This is a genomic window from Lentzea sp. CA-135723, assembly GCF_050936595.1.
Lineage (GTDB): Bacteria > Actinomycetota > Actinomycetes > Mycobacteriales > Pseudonocardiaceae > Lentzea.
Genome location: NZ_JBNJMK010000001.1, coordinates 5815650 through 5831126 on the forward strand (window position 1 = coordinate 5815650; position 15477 = coordinate 5831126).

General features: G+C 69.3%; 14 protein-coding genes. 3 read left to right on the forward strand and 11 right to left on the reverse strand.

The window, feature by feature from the left end; translation table 11 throughout:
* Positions 1 to 7: 7 nt before the first annotated feature.
* Positions 8 to 883 (forward strand): ParA family protein, encoded by an 876-nt coding sequence (locus ACQEU1_RS26795; RefSeq protein ID WP_433207186.1) that lies wholly within the window; start codon positions 8 to 10, stop codon positions 881 to 883.
* On the forward strand, positions 880 to 1848 hold the full coding sequence (locus tag ACQEU1_RS26800; protein ID WP_433207189.1) for a ParB/RepB/Spo0J family partition protein: 969 nt from the start codon (positions 880 to 882) through the stop codon (positions 1846 to 1848). The genes ACQEU1_RS26795 and ACQEU1_RS26800 overlap by 4 nt, the downstream gene beginning before the upstream one ends.
* 138 nt (positions 1849 to 1986) lie before the next feature.
* On the opposite strand, the gene ACQEU1_RS26805 is transcribed toward ACQEU1_RS26800, so the two are convergent.
* Complete coding sequence (locus tag ACQEU1_RS26805; RefSeq protein ID WP_433207192.1) at positions 1987 to 2931, reverse strand: D-alanine--D-alanine ligase family protein; 945 nt, start codon at positions 2929 to 2931, stop codon at positions 1987 to 1989.
* 15 nt (positions 2932 to 2946) lie between these two features.
* Complete coding sequence (locus tag ACQEU1_RS26810) at positions 2947 to 4263, reverse strand: PLP-dependent aminotransferase family protein (protein WP_433207195.1); 1317 nt, start codon at positions 4261 to 4263, stop codon at positions 2947 to 2949.
* A gap of 135 nt (positions 4264 to 4398) precedes the next feature.
* On the opposite strand from ACQEU1_RS26810, the gene ACQEU1_RS26815 reads away from it, so the two are divergent.
* Positions 4399 to 5031 carry a GNAT family N-acetyltransferase gene (locus ACQEU1_RS26815; protein ID WP_285636554.1) on the forward strand — a complete coding sequence of 211 codons (633 nt, stop codon included), beginning with the start codon at positions 4399 to 4401 and terminating at the stop codon, positions 5029 to 5031.
* 55 nt (positions 5032 to 5086) lie between these two features.
* Here the strand turns inward: ACQEU1_RS26815 and ACQEU1_RS26820 are convergent, their stop codons facing one another.
* The 9 genes from ACQEU1_RS26820 to ACQEU1_RS26860 form a co-directional block, all read right to left on the reverse strand.
* Complete coding sequence (locus tag ACQEU1_RS26820) at positions 5087 to 6226, reverse strand: N-acetylmuramoyl-L-alanine amidase (RefSeq protein ID WP_433207199.1); 1140 nt, start codon at positions 6224 to 6226, stop codon at positions 5087 to 5089.
* Between the two features lie 222 nt (positions 6227 to 6448).
* Positions 6449 to 6778: a thioredoxin gene (trxA, locus tag ACQEU1_RS26825; protein ID WP_285636560.1), complete on the reverse strand. Its 330-nt coding sequence runs from the start codon at positions 6776 to 6778 to the stop codon at positions 6449 to 6451.
* A 33-nt stretch (positions 6779 to 6811) separates the two neighbouring features.
* Entirely contained in the window at positions 6812 to 7792 is a 981-nt protein-coding gene (gene trxB, locus ACQEU1_RS26830; RefSeq protein ID WP_285636563.1) for a thioredoxin-disulfide reductase, read from the reverse strand.
* 78 nt (positions 7793 to 7870) lie between these two features.
* Positions 7871 to 8617, reverse strand: a complete 747-nt coding sequence (locus ACQEU1_RS26835) for a hypothetical protein (protein ID WP_433207204.1) — start codon at positions 8615 to 8617, stop codon at positions 7871 to 7873.
* A complete protein-coding gene (sigM, locus tag ACQEU1_RS26840) occupies positions 8614 to 9231 on the reverse strand; it encodes an RNA polymerase sigma factor SigM (protein ID WP_065915504.1) in 618 nt (205 codons plus the stop codon). Before sigM ends, ACQEU1_RS26835 begins: the two co-directional genes overlap by 4 nt.
* 194 nt (positions 9232 to 9425) lie before the next feature.
* The gene (locus tag ACQEU1_RS26845; protein ID WP_433207208.1) at positions 9426 to 10943 is read right to left on the reverse strand and encodes a protein kinase family protein; all 1518 of its coding nucleotides are present in this window, start codon (positions 10941 to 10943) and stop codon (positions 9426 to 9428) included.
* 37 nt (positions 10944 to 10980) lie between these two features.
* Complete coding sequence (murJ, locus tag ACQEU1_RS26850; protein ID WP_433207211.1) at positions 10981 to 12630, reverse strand: murein biosynthesis integral membrane protein MurJ; 1650 nt, start codon at positions 12628 to 12630, stop codon at positions 10981 to 10983.
* Positions 12627 to 14924 carry a DUF6049 family protein gene (locus ACQEU1_RS26855; protein WP_433207214.1) on the reverse strand — a complete coding sequence of 766 codons (2298 nt, stop codon included), beginning with the start codon at positions 14922 to 14924 and terminating at the stop codon, positions 12627 to 12629. Before ACQEU1_RS26855 ends, murJ begins: the two co-directional genes overlap by 4 nt.
* Positions 14921 to 15436 (reverse strand): NUDIX hydrolase, encoded by a 516-nt coding sequence (locus ACQEU1_RS26860; RefSeq protein ID WP_433207217.1) that lies wholly within the window; start codon positions 15434 to 15436, stop codon positions 14921 to 14923. Before ACQEU1_RS26860 ends, ACQEU1_RS26855 begins: the two co-directional genes overlap by 4 nt.
* Between the last annotated feature and the right edge of the window lie 41 nt (positions 15437 to 15477).

Genomic DNA, 15477 nt, shown 5'->3' on the forward strand with positions numbered 1-15477 from the left:
CAGCGCCGTGGTGTGGACCCCGATTGCAGAAGAGGCGGCTCGTGCGGCAAGTGTGCTGCACCCCGACGAGTCGCTGCTCCCCCGCCCGACCCATCGCCGGGTGATGACCGTCGCCAACCAGAAGGGTGGCGTCGGCAAGACGACGAGCACGGTGAACCTCGCCGCGGCCCTCGCCATCCACGGGCTCAAGGTGCTCGTGATCGACCTCGACCCGCAGGGCAACGCCAGCACGGCGCTCGCGGTCGAGCACCGGTCCGGCACGCCGTCCGTCTACGAGGTGCTCATCGGCGAGATCTCGATCGCCGAGGCGGCTCAGGTCAGCCCGACGTCCCCGAACCTCTACTGCGTGCCCGCGACGATCGACCTCGCCGGCGCCGAGATCGAGCTCGTCTCGATGGTGGCCCGCGAGTCGCGCCTCAAGGAAGCCCTCTCCCCCGAGGCGCTCGACCAGCTGCAGCCCGACTACGTGTTCATCGACTGCCCGCCGAGCCTCGGCCTGCTGACGGTCAACGCGATGGTCGCCGCGCAGGAGGTGCTGATCCCCATCCAGTGCGAGTACTACGCGCTGGAGGGTCTGAGCCAGCTGCTGCGCAACATCGAGCTCGTGCAGCAGCACCTCAACCCCGACCTGTCGATCTCCACGATCCTCCTCACGATGTACGACGGCCGCACGAAGCTCGCGGACCAGGTGACCAGTGAGGTCCGGGGTCACTTCGGCGACGTCGCCCTCAAGACCGTGATTCCACGCAGCGTGAAGGTCTCCGAGGCACCAGGATTCGGGCAGACGGTGTTGACGTACGACCCGGGTTCGCGCGGATCGATGAGCTACCTCGACGCCGCCAAGGAGATCGCGATCCGCGGGGCCAAGAGGGAGGGCGCATGACGGAGCAGCGCAAGGGTGGACTCGGGCGCGGCTTGGCCGCGCTCATTCCGCAGGGGCCGCCGGCAGGCGCGCCCAGCACGATCCGGCCCGCCGCGGTCGGGAACGGGACAACCACGAAGACCCAGCAGCAGCCTGCCGGTGAGGTCGCGGGGGCGGTGTACCGCGAGATCGCGGTCACCGCGATCCGCACGAACGCCAAGCAGCCGCGTCAGGTCTTCGACCAGGAAGCGATCGACGAGCTCTCGTTCTCCATCAAGGAGTTCGGGCTCATGCAGCCGATCGTGGTCCGCGAGCTCACCGCGGACACGTTCGAACTCGTCATGGGCGAACGCCGGTGGCGCGCCACGCAGCAGGCCGGGCTCAAGACGATCCCGGCCATCGTCCGGCAGACCGCCGACGACGTCATGCTGCGCGACGCACTGCTGGAGAACATCCACCGCGTCCAGCTGAACCCGCTCGAAGAGGCGGCGGCCTACCAGCAGCTGCTCGAGGAGTTCGGCGTCACGCACGAGGAGCTCGCCGACCGCATCGGCCGCAGCCGCCCCGTCGTCACGAACACCATCCGGCTGCTGAAGCTCCCCCTCCCCGTCCAACGGCGGGTCGCGGCCGGCGTGCTCAGCGCCGGCCACGCGCGGGCGTTGCTCGGCTTGGACGACCCCGGCACGCAGGAAGACCTCGCGGCACGGATCGTCGCCGAGGGCATGTCGGTCCGCGCGACCGAAGAAGCCGTCACGATCGCCAAGAACGAGAAGCCGAAGAAGGAGAAGGCGGCCCCGCGCAAGCAGCTGCACGCGCCGGGTCTGCAGGAGCTCGCCGAGCGCCTCTCCGACAACTTCGACACCCGCGTGAAGGTCGAACTCGGGCAGCGGAAAGGCCGGATCGTCGTCGAATTCGGGTCAGTTGACGATCTTGAACGCATCGTCGGCATGATCAGCCCGAACACGACAATTCGGACATCGGAGTAGGCCCATAGGATCACCCACGGGCCTTATGTCACGGTGACGATGACGCCCCGCATCCGCAAGGATACGGGGCGTCACCTATGAGCAAGAACAAAAAGGGCGGCACCGACAGCGTCGGCACCGCCCCAACAACCAGAAAAATCAACGAGCGACAGCGCGCTCGATCAGTCCGGCGTAGATCTCACCGAGCGACTGCCCCGCCGCCTCGACGGCCATCGGCAACAACGACGTCTCGGTCAGCCCCGGCGACACGTTCACTTCGAGGAAGTAGACCGTCCCGTCCGCGGCCACCACCGCGTCGGTCCGCGACACGTCCCGCAGCCCGAGCAACCGGTGCGCCGCGACCGCCAGCTCCCCCACCGACTTGGCCGCGGCCGCGTCCAGCCGAGCCGGCGCGTGGAAGTCCGTCAGCCCCGCCGTGTACCGAGCGGTGTAGTCGTACACCCCGCTCTCCGGAACGATCTCCACGGCCGGCAGCGCGTACGGACCCTCCGGCCCGTCGACGACCGACACCGCCACCTCGACCCCGGAGATGAACTGCTCGGCCAACACGGTGTCGCCGTACGCCAGGCACCCGACCATCGCCGGCGGCAGCTCCGCGGCATCCCGCACGACCTGAGCGCCCAACGCCGACCCGCCCTGGTCCGGCTTCAGCATCAACGGCAGCCCCAGCGTCGAGACCATCGCGTCCAGCACCGGACGAGCGCCGAGCTCCCGGAACGTGGCGTGCGGCAGCACGACCCACTCCGGCGTCGCGAGCCCGGCACGAGCCAGCTCCGCCTTCGCGGTCGGCTTGTCCCACGCCCGGCGGCACGCCCGCGAGTCCGTCCCGACGTACGGCACCCCGAACATCTCCAGGATCGTCTGCACGGACCCGTTCTCGCCCTCGCCGCCGTGCAACGCGACGACGACGGCATCCGGCCGCGACGAACCGAGCCGGGAGACCAACGACGCGTCCGCGTCCCACTCCTCCACCGTCACGCCCACCGACCGCAGGGCGGCCGACAGTCGGCGACCCGAGCGGATCGAGACCTCGCGTTCGTGGGAGAGCCCACCGGACAACACAGCGACCATGCGGTCAGCCACAACAAACTCCAAGAATCAGGCGGTGTCAGGCGACGGGGTCTGCGGGCCGGACAGCTGACGGCCCGGCGTCGCCCCGAACGTCGCGTGCAGCTGCATCTCTTCCTCGATGACGTTCGCCAGGCGGCGCACGCCCTCGCGGATGCGTTCCGGCGTCGGGTAGCAGTACGAGATCCGCAACTGCCGCGAGCCGAAGCCGTCCGCGTAGAACCCGGTACCGGACGCGTACGCCACCCGAGCCGTCACGGCACGGGGCAGCATCGCCTTCGTGTCGATGCCCTCCGGAACCGTCACCCAGACGTAGAAGCCGCCATCCGGGATGTTCCACGTGGAACCTTGCGGCATGTGCTGCTCCAGCGCCGAGATCGCCGCATCCCGCCGATCCCGGTACGCCTCGCGGTACGTCTTGATCTGCCCCTTCCAGTCCTGCGTCGACAGGTACCGGGAGACGATCATCTGGTTCAGCGTCGGCGGGCACAGCGTGGCCGACTCGGCGGCCAGGACCAGCTTCTCGCGCACGGCGTGCGGCGCCAGCACCCAGCCGACCCGCAGCCCGGCCGCGAACGTCTTCGAGAACGACCCGAGGTACACCACGTTGTCGGGGTCGAGCGAACGCAGCGCCGGGTACGTCTGCCCGTCGAAGCCCAACAGCCCGTACGGGTTGTCCTCCACCACCAGCACGCCGTACGACCGGCAGATCTCCAGGATCTCGGCCCGCCGCGACACCGCCAGCGTCACGCCGGCCGGGTTGTGGAAGTTCGGGATCGTGTAGAGGAACTTCACGCGCTGTCCAGCGCGCTTACAAGCTTCCAGCGCCTCTCGCAGCAACGACGGCACGAGCCCGTCAGCGTCCATCGCGACGTGCACGACCTGCGCCTGGTACGCGGTGAACGACCCGAGAGCACCCACGTACGAAGGCCCCTCGGCGATCACCACGTCACCGGGGTCGCAGAAGATCCGGGTGACCATGTCGAGGCCCATCTGCGAGCCCACGGTCACCACCACGTCGTCCGGGTGGCCGTTGATGCCTTCCAACGCCATGACGTCGCAGATCTGCTCGCGCAGCAACGGCACACCGTGCGCCGAGCCGTACTGCAGGGCCACGAGCCCCTCGGACGCCACCAGCTGGCCGATCTCCGCGGACAGCGACTCCAGCGGCAACGCGGCCAGGTGCGGCATGCCGCCGGCCAGCGACACGACCTCAGGCCTGGACGCCACTGCGAAGAGTGCCCGGATCTCCGATGCCGTCATCCCTGCCGTGCGCGCTGCGTAGCGGCGGAGGTGGGGGTCAAGGCTTCTGGGGCCCTGCTTGGCGGGCTGACCGGGCATTGTCATGGGGACTCCTGTATGGGAAATGTCCCGAGCGAGTGTAACCGTCGTCCCGTTCAGGGCACGCGCCTTCCGGGTTCCGTCACATTCGCCTACCCTCGTATGGGTTCACTGTGTGTGTGCCAAGGGGTGGAGGTCGGGGTGTCGCGACGCGTCGTGGGCGTCACGTTGGACAACCTGGAACATCTGTCCAAGCACAGCAGGACGTGCGTCTTCTGGGAACTTGCTCCTCACCTGCGAGAACAGGCTGAGGAATACGGTGACACCGAGTTCGAGAAGGAAGCCTGGGTCTCCAGCGTCCTGCTCGAATGGGGTTCGTGCGGTCGCCTCATCTACTGCGACGGCATCCCCGCCGGTTCGGTGTTCTACGCACCACCGGCAGCCGTGCCGCGCAGCGCCGCCTTCCCCACCTCGCCGGTGAGCCCGGACGCGGTCCTCATGACGTCGCTGGACGTCCTCCCGGAGTTCCGAGGGGGAGGACTCGCGCGCGTGCTCGTGCAGGCCGTGGCGAAGGATCTGACGCGTCGTGGCGTGAAGGCCATCGAGGCGTTCGGCGACATGCGCCCGGACGACTCCGAGCCCAGTTGCGTCACGCCGGCGGACTTCCTGACGAGCGTCGGCTTCAAGACCGTGCGGCCTCACCCGCGCTGGCCCCGGTTGCGGATGGAGCTCCGCAGCTCCATCACCTGGAAGGAAGACGTCGAGGCAGCCCTCGAACGCCTCCTCAACAGCGTCACCGTCTCCACCGCGGAACCCAGCTTCCGCCCCGTCTGAGACCAACGAAAAGGGCCCCCTCGCACGCAGCGAGGGGGCCCTTTTCGTCAGTGCGTCAGCTCTTCGACATCTCGTACCGCAGCAGGTCGTTGAACGTGAACGTGCCCGTCGGCTGGTCGTCCTTGCCGAGCAGGTAGAGCCGCTTCACGGCCACGAGGATGCCCTCGGCCACGATGTCGCGGAACCCGGGGGTCGCCAGCCGTGCGCGGTCCTCGGCGTTCGTCAGGTAGCCCACCTCAACGCGGACGGCCGTGCAGCGGGTGAGCCGCAGCAGGTCCCACGACTTGGGGTGCGACCCGCAGTTCGACATCGACGTGCGGGCGGTGACCTCGCGCTGGATGAACCCCGCGAGCGCCTCACCGACCGTCGACGACGTGCCGTTGCCGGTGCCGTAGTGGAACGTCGCCACGCCCTGCGCGTTCGGCGACGAGTTGCCGTCGCTGTGCAGCGACAGGATCAGGTCGGCACCCGCCTCGTTCGCGAACCGGGCGCGCTCGCCCTCGTCCGGGCAGTTGTCGGGACCGCGCGTGAGCAGGGCCTCCATGCCGGTCGCGGCCATCTTGCCCTCGAGGCGGCGGGCCAGGTCCAGCATCAGGTCGGCCTCGGACAGCCCGTCCACCACCACGCCGCGGTCCTGGCCGCCGTGACCGGGGTCGATGACGATCCGCTTGCCGGACAGACGGGAACCGGCACCGCGCAGCCGTTCCTGCTCGCGCAGCAACTGGGGACGGCCACCGCGGACCTTCGGCTGGAGCTGCCGCAACGCGCGCACGGTGTCGGGACCGCACATGCCGTCCACGATCAGCCCGTAGTCGCGCTGGAAGTTCCGCAGCGCCTGCTCGGTCTGCTGGCCGAACACGCCGTTCGCGCGCCCGGCGTCGTAGCCGAGCTCCAGCATGCGTTCCTGCAGCATCAGCACGTCGTCACCGGTCGTCGGCTGCGACATCAGATAGGCGAGCGGCCGGTCCCCCAACCGGAACGTCGCGTCGCGCAGCGAACGGTAGGTCGCCGGGCCGACGATGCCATCGATGATCAGCCCCCGCTGCTGCTGGAACGCGCGCACTGCGTGCTCGACCTGCTGGTCGAACACCGGCGGCGCCTGTGGGTCGGCCGGCGGAAGCAGTCCGAGCCTGGTCAGGGTCGACCGGATCTCGGCAACATCACTTCCGACGTCCCCGCGGCGGAGCAGCTGCATGCACCCTCGCTCGACTAGGGCGCCGATCCTGGTCGGCGCGTCAGTTGGGAAGTCCTCATTGTGCCCTGCTGCGCTCAGTGATCGATGCAGGGCTACTCACAGTCGTACCGAGGTCACCGCCTCGGCACCAAAACGAACGTGACCCGCTCGTCTTATCGATAGACGGGCGGGTCACGTTGCTCGTTGCAAAGGACTTCGTAGCCAATGCAACTTTTTTGTGGCTCAGGCCAGGACGTCCTGCAGGTCGTTCAGCAGAGCGGCCTTGGGCTTCGCGCCGACGATCTGCTTCACCGGGCGGCCGCCCTGGAACAGGATCAGCGTCGGCACGGACATGATCTGGTAGTCGCGGGCGATCGCCTGGTTGGCGTCGATGTCGACCTTCGCGATGGTGAGCTTGTCACCGTGCTCGGCGGCGATCTCCTCGAGAACGGGGGCGACCATCTTGCACGGGCCGCACCAGGTCGCCCAGAAGTCGACCAGCACGGGCTTCTCGCTGGTCAGCACGTCGTCCGCGAACGACTTGTCGGTCACCGTGATGGTGGCGCCTGCCATGTTGCTCTCCTCAAAGATCTCGCAGAAGGAACTTCAGTTGCTCTTGCCGTAGCCGCCGCCGACGGCCTCGGCGGCGATCTCGGCCTGCTCGGTGCCGTGCTCGGCCAGCCACCGTTCCGCGTCGATCGCGGCGCTGCAACCGGAGCCGGCGGCGGTGATCGCCTGGCGGTACTCGTGGTCGACGAGGTCACCGGCGGCGAAGACGCCGTCCAAGTTCGTGTACGAGGACTTGTCCTTCGTCAGGACGTACCCCTCGGCGTCCAGGTCGACCTGGCCCTTGACCAGCGCCGAGCGCGGGTCGTGGCCGATCGCCAGGAAGAAGCCGGTGACGGGCATCTCGGACTCGGCGCCGGTCTTCGTGTCCTTGATCTTGATGGACGACACGGTGCCGTCACCCAGCACGTCGGTGACCTGCGTGTTCAGCTGCCACTTGATCTTCTCGTTGGCGCGGGCGCGCTCCAGCATGACCTTCGAGGCGCGGAACTCCTCGCGGCGGTGGATGACCGTCACGGACTTGGCGAACCGGGTGAGGAACGTCGCCTCCTCCATCGCCGTGTCACCGCCGCCGACGACCGCGATGTCGTGGTCGCGGAAGAAGAACCCGTCGCAGGTCGCACAGGCGGACACACCGCGGCCGAGCAGCTCCTGCTCGCCGGGGATGTCGAGGTAACGGGCCGCGGCGCCCATCGCGAGGATGACGGCCTTGGCCTCGTAGGTGACGCCGTTCGCGACGACCTTCTTGATCTCCCCGGTCAGCTCGACCGACTCGACGTCCTCGGCGCGCAGCTCGGCGCCGAAGCGGGTGGCCTGCTCGCGCATCTGCTCCATGAGCTCGGGGCCCATGATGCCGTCGCGGAAGCCGGGGTAGTTCTCGACCTCGGTCGTCGTCATGAGGGCGCCGCCGTACTGCGACCCCTCGAAGACCAGGGGCTCCAGCTGCGCACGTGCCGCGTAGACCGCAGCGGTGTAACCCGCCGGTCCCGATCCAATGATGATCACGTTGCGCACGCTCACGGCTGATGCAACTCCTCGATCTCGTCGTCTGACTGGCTCAACGGATCGTAGGTGCAGCTAATTCCGTGACTTGAGCGACTACCTCGGTGCGATCAGCTCGTTCGCGAGAACGCCCCCGGGAGCGTCCGGGCCGCAGGTCTTGGGATCGAGCACGACCAGCCTGATCTGACCGGGTGCGCCACCAGGCAGGATCGCCATCACGGCGTCCTTGCCCTCCAGGTTGATCGGGCTGATGCCGAGCGGCTTGGCCGTGCTGGTGATGCCACCGCCCTGCAGACAGCCCGCCAGCCGGTCGGGTGACTCCAGCGGGCCGTAGTTCTGGGCCTTGAGCACCTCGCCGACCGCGGACCCGAGCTCGTCGCGCTTCAACGACAACGGCGGCTGCGCGGATGCGGTCTGGGTGGTGGGCGCGGGCGCGGCGTCACCGGGCGTGTCCGCCTGCTGCCCGTTGGGGGCGACGGCGAGCACGATGCCGAACGCGGCAGCGGCGGCCACCAGCACGCCACCGCCGAGGCCCAGCCTGCGGTTGCGGCGCTTGCGAGCGTCGTTCAACGACACGACCGGGGCGATCCCCGGACGTGCCTCAGCGGCCAGCGCGGCGTCGATCCGCGCGGCCACGTGGTCGGGCATCGGGATGGGGGGCAGCGCCTGCAGGTCCTCCAGCGTGGCGTCGAGCGCCCGCAGGATCTCGCTGGCCTCGGCATCCGCTTCGACCCTCGGGCGCAGCTGTGCGGCGACCTCAGGGGGCAGCACGCCCGCGTGCAGGTCCGCGATGAGGTCAACCGACCACGGCGGACCCATCGGCACGCGCTCCATGCCGGTCATCGGCCCTCCCACTGACGTTGCTCTTGCACATTCACACCGTCAGCTGGGACGTTCGCATCTGCGATTCGGTTCCTGAGGTGCCCGAGAACTTTGGCGAGCTTGGCACGACCTCGCGCACACCTGCTCTTGACCGTGCCCTCCGCGATGCCGAGGAGCTTCGCGGTCTCCGCGACCGAGTAGCCCTCGACGTCGACGAGCACGATGGGCGCCCGCTGCTCTTCCGGCAGCTCCATCAACGCCTGCTGCACGATCAGGCTGGTCTCGCGGTCGCTCATCGCGTCCCGGGGCGCGACGGGCTCGCCAGGACCGGCCTCGGGCAACGGCACTGTCGGTCTTGTTTGTCGGCGTCTCATCCGATCGAGGCACGCGTTGACCACGATCCGGTGAAGCCAGGTGGTGACCTGTGACTCCGCGCGGAACGACGAGGCGGCGCGGAAAGCCGAGATGAACGCCTCCTGCAGCGCGTCCGCGGCCTCTTCGGGGTCGCGCAGCGTGCGCAACGCCACCGCCCACATCCGGTCCCGGTGCCGTTTGACCAGCTCCGAGAACGCGTAGGGGTCACCTGCGGCGTGGGCCGAGATGAGATCGGCGTCCGAGCTGGCTGCGGCGGTCACGAGTGGAACCTTAGCGAGGCTGATCACAGTGTTGTCGGCCGCTCCTCCGGAGACGGCGGCGAGGTCGTCGAAAAGTCGGTCGTCCGCCCGAATCGCTCGTGCCGAAATGGGCTTCGCCGATTTCGGCACGAGCGGTTGACCGGACGACCGACACGACCTCGCGTCACTCGATCAGGCCTGCTCAGCGGCCGACGTCACTGCGCCCTCGTGTACAGGACCTCGCGGATCTCCGACTGGTTCTTGCCGCCGCCCGAACTAGCCAGCTGCGTGATCCAGATCAGCACGTGCCCGGTCGGCTCGTGCTCGTTCAGCTGGATCTGCGTCTGCCCGTCGGACAGGTCCGCGACGCCGATGACCTTGGTCTCCTCCAGCGGCGAGTCCAGCGCGGACGCCACCCGGATCTCGACCTTCGTGCCCTTGCTCGGCGAGGTGATCGTGACCGACGCCAGCTTCACCGGCTCCGCGAACGACGCCATCAGGCCGATGCCGGGCTTGAGTGCCGGGAACGGCTGGAAGTAGTTGTCCGTCCGCCAGAACGTGCCGGCGTTGTTGTCCGCCGCCCTGCTCGCCTGGTTCGCGTTGTCGGGCTGGTTCGTCACGTCGTAGACGCCGAGCGCCGCGGGCTGCACCGGGCCCGCCGGTGCGGGCGGTGGCGCGGTCTGGCCGTTCGAACCGGGCTGGTTGATCACCACGGTCGGGCCGCCGCCCCTGGACGGCTCGTCGCTGAAGAAGCCGACGATCTGCACGCTCAGCCAGACGATCACGGTCAGCGTGGCCACGGCCAGGACCGCGACGCTGATCCACAGCTTCTTCTTCTGCTGCTTGTCCTGCCGTGGCTTCTGCGTCGTCCACACGACCTGGTCGTCGTCATCGTCGCGTGACGACACGGCCGGGATCAGCGACGTCTGGGCCTCTTCGGCCGCGATCTGGTCGAGGACCTGCAGGATCGCCGCCGACGTCCGGATGCCGCCCACGGAGGTGTCCTCCAGCGAACGGACCGCGACGGACGACAGGTCGTGCGGCAGGTACGGGTGCAACGCGTTCGGCGCGACCACGGACCCGTCCGGCCCGGTCGGCGCGATCGGCACGCCCTGCGGACCGTTCGGCAGCGCCCACCGGCCGGTGAGCAGCAGGTACAGGATCGCGCCGAGGCCCTTGACGTCGTCGCGCGCGATCGCGTCCGGCCGCGGACCGGGGAACGCGAGGCGCAGCCGGCCGTCCGAGGTGACCCGGATGCGCTGCGGGTGGTCGGCACCCAGCACGAGCCCGGCGTGGTGCGCGCCCTCGATGGCGGCGCCCAGCGGTTCGAGCAGGCGGGTCGCGGCGCCCGCCGGCAGCGGGCCCTCCGCGATGAGGTCCATCAGGTCGGTGCCCTGGGTCCACTCGGCGATGACGATGCCGAGGATGCCCTCGTCGGGACGGATGCCGGTGCCGGGCGTGAGCACGTCGATCACCCGCGAGACGCCGGGGTGCGTGAACGACGACGCGTGCATCGCGCGTTCGACCGTCCGGCGGGCACGGGCGGCTGCCTCGTTGTCCGCGAGGTTGCCCACCAGGACCGTCAGCGCCACGTCCCGGTTGAGCTGACCGTCCCGCGCGCGCCACAGTTCGGCGTTCGACCGGGCGTCTGCTCCGGACTTGGCGAGCAGCCGGTAGCGGCCGTTGCCGATGACGCCGCCGGGGACCAGGGCGGCGTGGACTCCGCTACTCACGGAAACGAGGGTACGGGACGGCGCTCACGGACCGGGGTCACCGTCGCCGCACCAAACGGTTGATCTTCGCGATGGCCGGCTGCATCTCGGGTACCCGGAACGCCGCCAAAAGGCCGAACGCGAGCGGCAGCCCGATCACCGTCACCAGCACCAGCTCGACCCAGCTCGACACGATGACGTTCGAGAAGCCGACCAGGTCCTGGACCAGCCAGTTCACGCCCTTGGCCACGCCGAAGGCCAGCGACGAGGCCACGACGGTCAGGCAGACGGTCCAGATCGTGAACCCGGTGCGCAGCCGGCCGAGCCGGATCCGCAGCCAGACCTGGCCGACGATCGCACCGAAGACGAAGCTCAGCGACATGGCGAGCGACACACCGACGGCGAGCTGCGAGGCGTCGCCCGGCGTGGAGATGCCGAGGAACAGGTAGAGCAGCCCGATGCGCACCGCCACGATCAACGCCTGGATCAGCGTCGGCGTGCGGGCGTCCTTCATCGCGTAGAAGACCCGCAGCTGGAGCAGCGTGATCGCGTACGGCACGAGGCCGAACGCCGAGAGCGCCAGCGAGAGCCCGATCCTCGTGCCGCCGTCGACGCCGGAGGCGCCCAGGGCGAACACGCCGAGACCGACCGCCAGGCCGGACACCGTCAGCAACGCGCTGAACGGCATCAGCAGGATCGCCGACATGCGGTTGCCGAACAGCAGGTCGCGCACGATCGACTCGTTGTCCCCGTGCGCCGCGGCCCGCGACATCTTCGGCATCAACGCGGTCAGCAGCGAGACGCCGAGAACGCCGTAGGGCACCTGGGCGATCAGCCACTGGTAGTTGAACGCGACGAGCGCACCCTTCGCGCTCGTCGCCACGTTCGTCAGCACGGTCATGCTGGCGAGGCCGAGGCCGACGTAGAGCAGCACCCAGAACGCGAGGCTGCCGAACTCCGACAGCCGCGAGTCCCAGCCGAACCGCCACTTGAACTTGAAGCCGGTCTTCTTCAGCGCCGGGAACAGCACGGACGCCTGCACGAGCACGCCGAGCGCGGTGCCGAGGCCGAGGACCAGCAGGTGCGTGTCGGTCATCCGGACCGGGTTGAGCGTGAGCTCGCCCGGCAGCAACGCGTAGACACCGAGGACGCCGATCACGACGACGTTGTTCAGCACCGGCGCCCACGTGGGGATGCCGAAGACGTGCCGTGCGTTCAGCACGGCGCTGAGGAGCGCCGTCAGGCCGTAGAACACGATGCCCGGCAGCACCAGGTACGCGAACGCCGTGACGAGCTCGGGGTTCGCCTCCGGTGAGTCGGAGACGTAGATGTCGGTGAGCAACGGCGCGCAGGCCATCGCGAGCACCGTGCCGATCCCGAGGATCAGCGTGCCCATCGAGATCAGCCACTGGGCGTACGACTCGCCGCCGTCGCCGTCCTCCTTCTCGGCGCGGACCAGCAGCGGGATCGCCACGCTGGTCAGCACGCCGCCGAGGAGCAGCTCGTTGATCATGGTCGGCAGCGTGGAGGCCGCCTGGTACGAGTCACCGAGTGTCTCGGCGCCGATCACCGCGATCAGCAGCACCTTCGACAGCAGGCCCGTGGCACGGCTGACGATCGTCGCGATCGCCATCGATCCGCTGGCTCGCGCGACCGATGGTTCCTGCTTCTGCTGTTCCGGCTGGGTGGTCGTGGCTGTCTCGCTCACGCGCTCGACTTCTCCGGTGTGACGTTCTCGATGGACGGTGCTTCGCCGTTCTCGCCGTTGCGAGCGCGGACCCGCTTGTAGATCCGGCGTCCGGAGAGCAGCACGAGCGCGACGCCGGCGATCATCGTGATGATCACCGTGATCGTGCCGTACGCGGACGACGAGACCTCCAGCTTGACAGTGTCGCCCAGCGGAACGCCCTCGGGTGTCGTCAGCCGGACGTTGACCGGGAACCGGCCGGACCGCAGCACCTCGACGGGCACCCGCACCACGCGTTCGCCGCGGGCGGGAAGCACCTGGTCGGCGAGGTCGAGCTTGCGGATGCCGGGGGTGTCGGCGAGGTTGATCCGGACCGTCACGCGCACGTCGAGCTTGTTCGTGATCGTGACGGGGATCGGGCTGTCGCCGGAGCCGAGCAGGATCGGGCTGTTCGGCTGGGTCACGCCGACCATGCCGGTCAACGCGTTCAGCTCGCCCTGGCTGACCTGGGCCGCTGCCTGCGCGCCCTGCTCGTTGCCCCGCCACGCGCCCGACATCACCCGCAGCAGCCCGAGCCACAGCGGGTCGGCGAGGTCGGACGGCGACGCGTGCGCGCTGTCCTCCTGCTGCATGGCCGCGACCAGGCCGTTGAGCTCGATGCTCTGGTCCGTCACGGAGTCGGTGATGGTCGGCGAGACCTCCCGCGCACCGGCCTCGGCCGGGTAGGTGATCTTCGCGGTGGTCGTCTCCGGGATGGCGGAGGTGAGCTCGGACAGGCCGGTCTGCGTCGCGTATCCGCCGGTCAGCAGCTTCTGCGCGGTCGTCAGGAACTCGGTCATCTCCGACATCGGCGCCTGCCACCGGCGCGGCGGCGCGATCAGCACGTTGCGGCCGTCGCCCTGCCACCCGGCGCGGAACACCAGCACCGCCAGCGCGTTCTGCACGGACACCGGCTGGCTCTCGAAGGGCGCGGCCGCCCCGGACAGCGTGCGCGGACGGGACTCGCTGCCCAGCAGCGCGTCGGAGACCATCGAGTCGATCCGGACGGCGGTGACCGGGTTCTTGCCGGCGATGCCCGCGGGCGCGGTGCCCGGAGCGTCGGAGACACCGGTCGGGTCGAGCAGCAACGACTTCGCGCCGGGGTACTTCTTGTCCGGCTGCGGGGTGACCAGCTCGTCGAACGTCGACTGGTCGAGCACCCCGTCCTCGGGCCACACCAGGTCGGGCAGCGGCTGCACGGACAGGACGTCCTGGATGAGCTTCGGGCCGTCGGTCACCGCGAGCGTGCGCATCGTGGCGAGCTTCGCCCTGTTCAACGCCACGAGGTCGGCGTCGGCGTACGGCAGGGCCACGACGCACCGGCCCGAGACGGCGAGCTTGAGCCGGTCGAGCCACAGCTTGGCCTCGGACCTGCCCTTGCCGTCCTCGCCGCCGCGCACCTTGTACCCGGTGCTCATGGCCTGGACGGTGCGCAGCAGGTCGGGGTCGATGGCGAGGCACATCGCCGTGCTCATCTGCGAGATCGACTGCTCGTAGGCCTGCAACAGGCCGTACAGCCTGCCGTTGACCGAGAGCGACGTCGCGAGCTCGTCGTCGATCAGCTCGGACTCGCCCTCCTCGCCCAGCCGGACGAGCCGCGGGCGGTCCGCGATGGGCCACAGCATCGTGAGCTTCGCGCCCGCGCCCGGCTTGGCCTTGGTCTCGCCGCCGGGCACGCCGAGCACGGGCAGCAGCGTGGAGAGCGCCGCGAGCCGCGCCTGGCCGCCGAAGTCCGGCCTGCCGTTGACGTTCGCGAGGATCGGGTAGATGCCGGGCTGCTCGACCTCGAGCGAGGTCGGCTCGGTACCGCGCAGCGGCACCTCCAGCGTGAAGTCCTTCTGGGCGCCGGCGTCGAGCTCGCTCGTGATCGGGGTGAACTTCGGTTGCACGGCCTCGGCGGCTGCCGGTTCGCGCAACGCCTTGCGCAGGTCGTCCTCGGAGCCGAGCGGCTCACCGCGTTCGAGCCGCAGCACGATGTCGAACACCTTGCGGTCGCCGACGTTGACGATCTTGCCGGTGATCTTGACGGTGCCCGGCGAGTCGCTCGTGACGAACCGCGGGGTGAGCTGGTCGATGTCGAGCCGCACGAACTGCGGCGACGCCGTGCCCGGCTGGGCGGAGAGAGATCTGGTCGCCCACACCTGGGTGGCGGGCGCGGGCATGAACGGCAGCGCGTCGATCTCGTCCGGTTGTGACTGCTGGGCACCCGCTGGGGGTGCCGTGATCACCACGAACGCGACTGCGGCGGCTGTGCAGACGAGCTTCCTCAGGCTCACGCCGGCCCCGCCCCGTTGCGGCAGCGGTCGGCGAGCAGTTCGGCGGCTCGGCGCACCAGACGGCGTTCGTCGGCATGCGCCAACCGCCCGTCCAGCTCGCCGAGTGGCACCCACGCCACCTCGGTGACCTCCACGTCTTCGTCGGAAAGCTCTCCCCCCGTCGCTTCGAGGAGGAAGTGGTGAACCGTCTTGTGCACCCGGCGGTCGTCCGCGACGAACCAGTAGTCGATCGACCCCAACGGGCGCAGCACCCTGCTATGAATACCGGTCTCCTCGGCGACCTCGCGCACCGCGGTCTGCTCCGCGGTCTCGCCGGCCTCGATGTGACCCTTGGGCAAAGACCACAGCAACCGGCCTCGCCGGTCAAGTCTGCCGATCACCGCGGCCCGTTGCTCGCCGTCGAGCACCAGGCCACCCGCCGACGTCTCGTCGACGGTCTTGAGCCTCCGGCCCCGGCGCCTCTTGCGGCGCCCCGGCTTGGATCCTCCGGAACGTGCGGCTGACGGGGGCATACGGCCGATCGTACTTACGAAGCTTAAGTACGCTGGTTTCT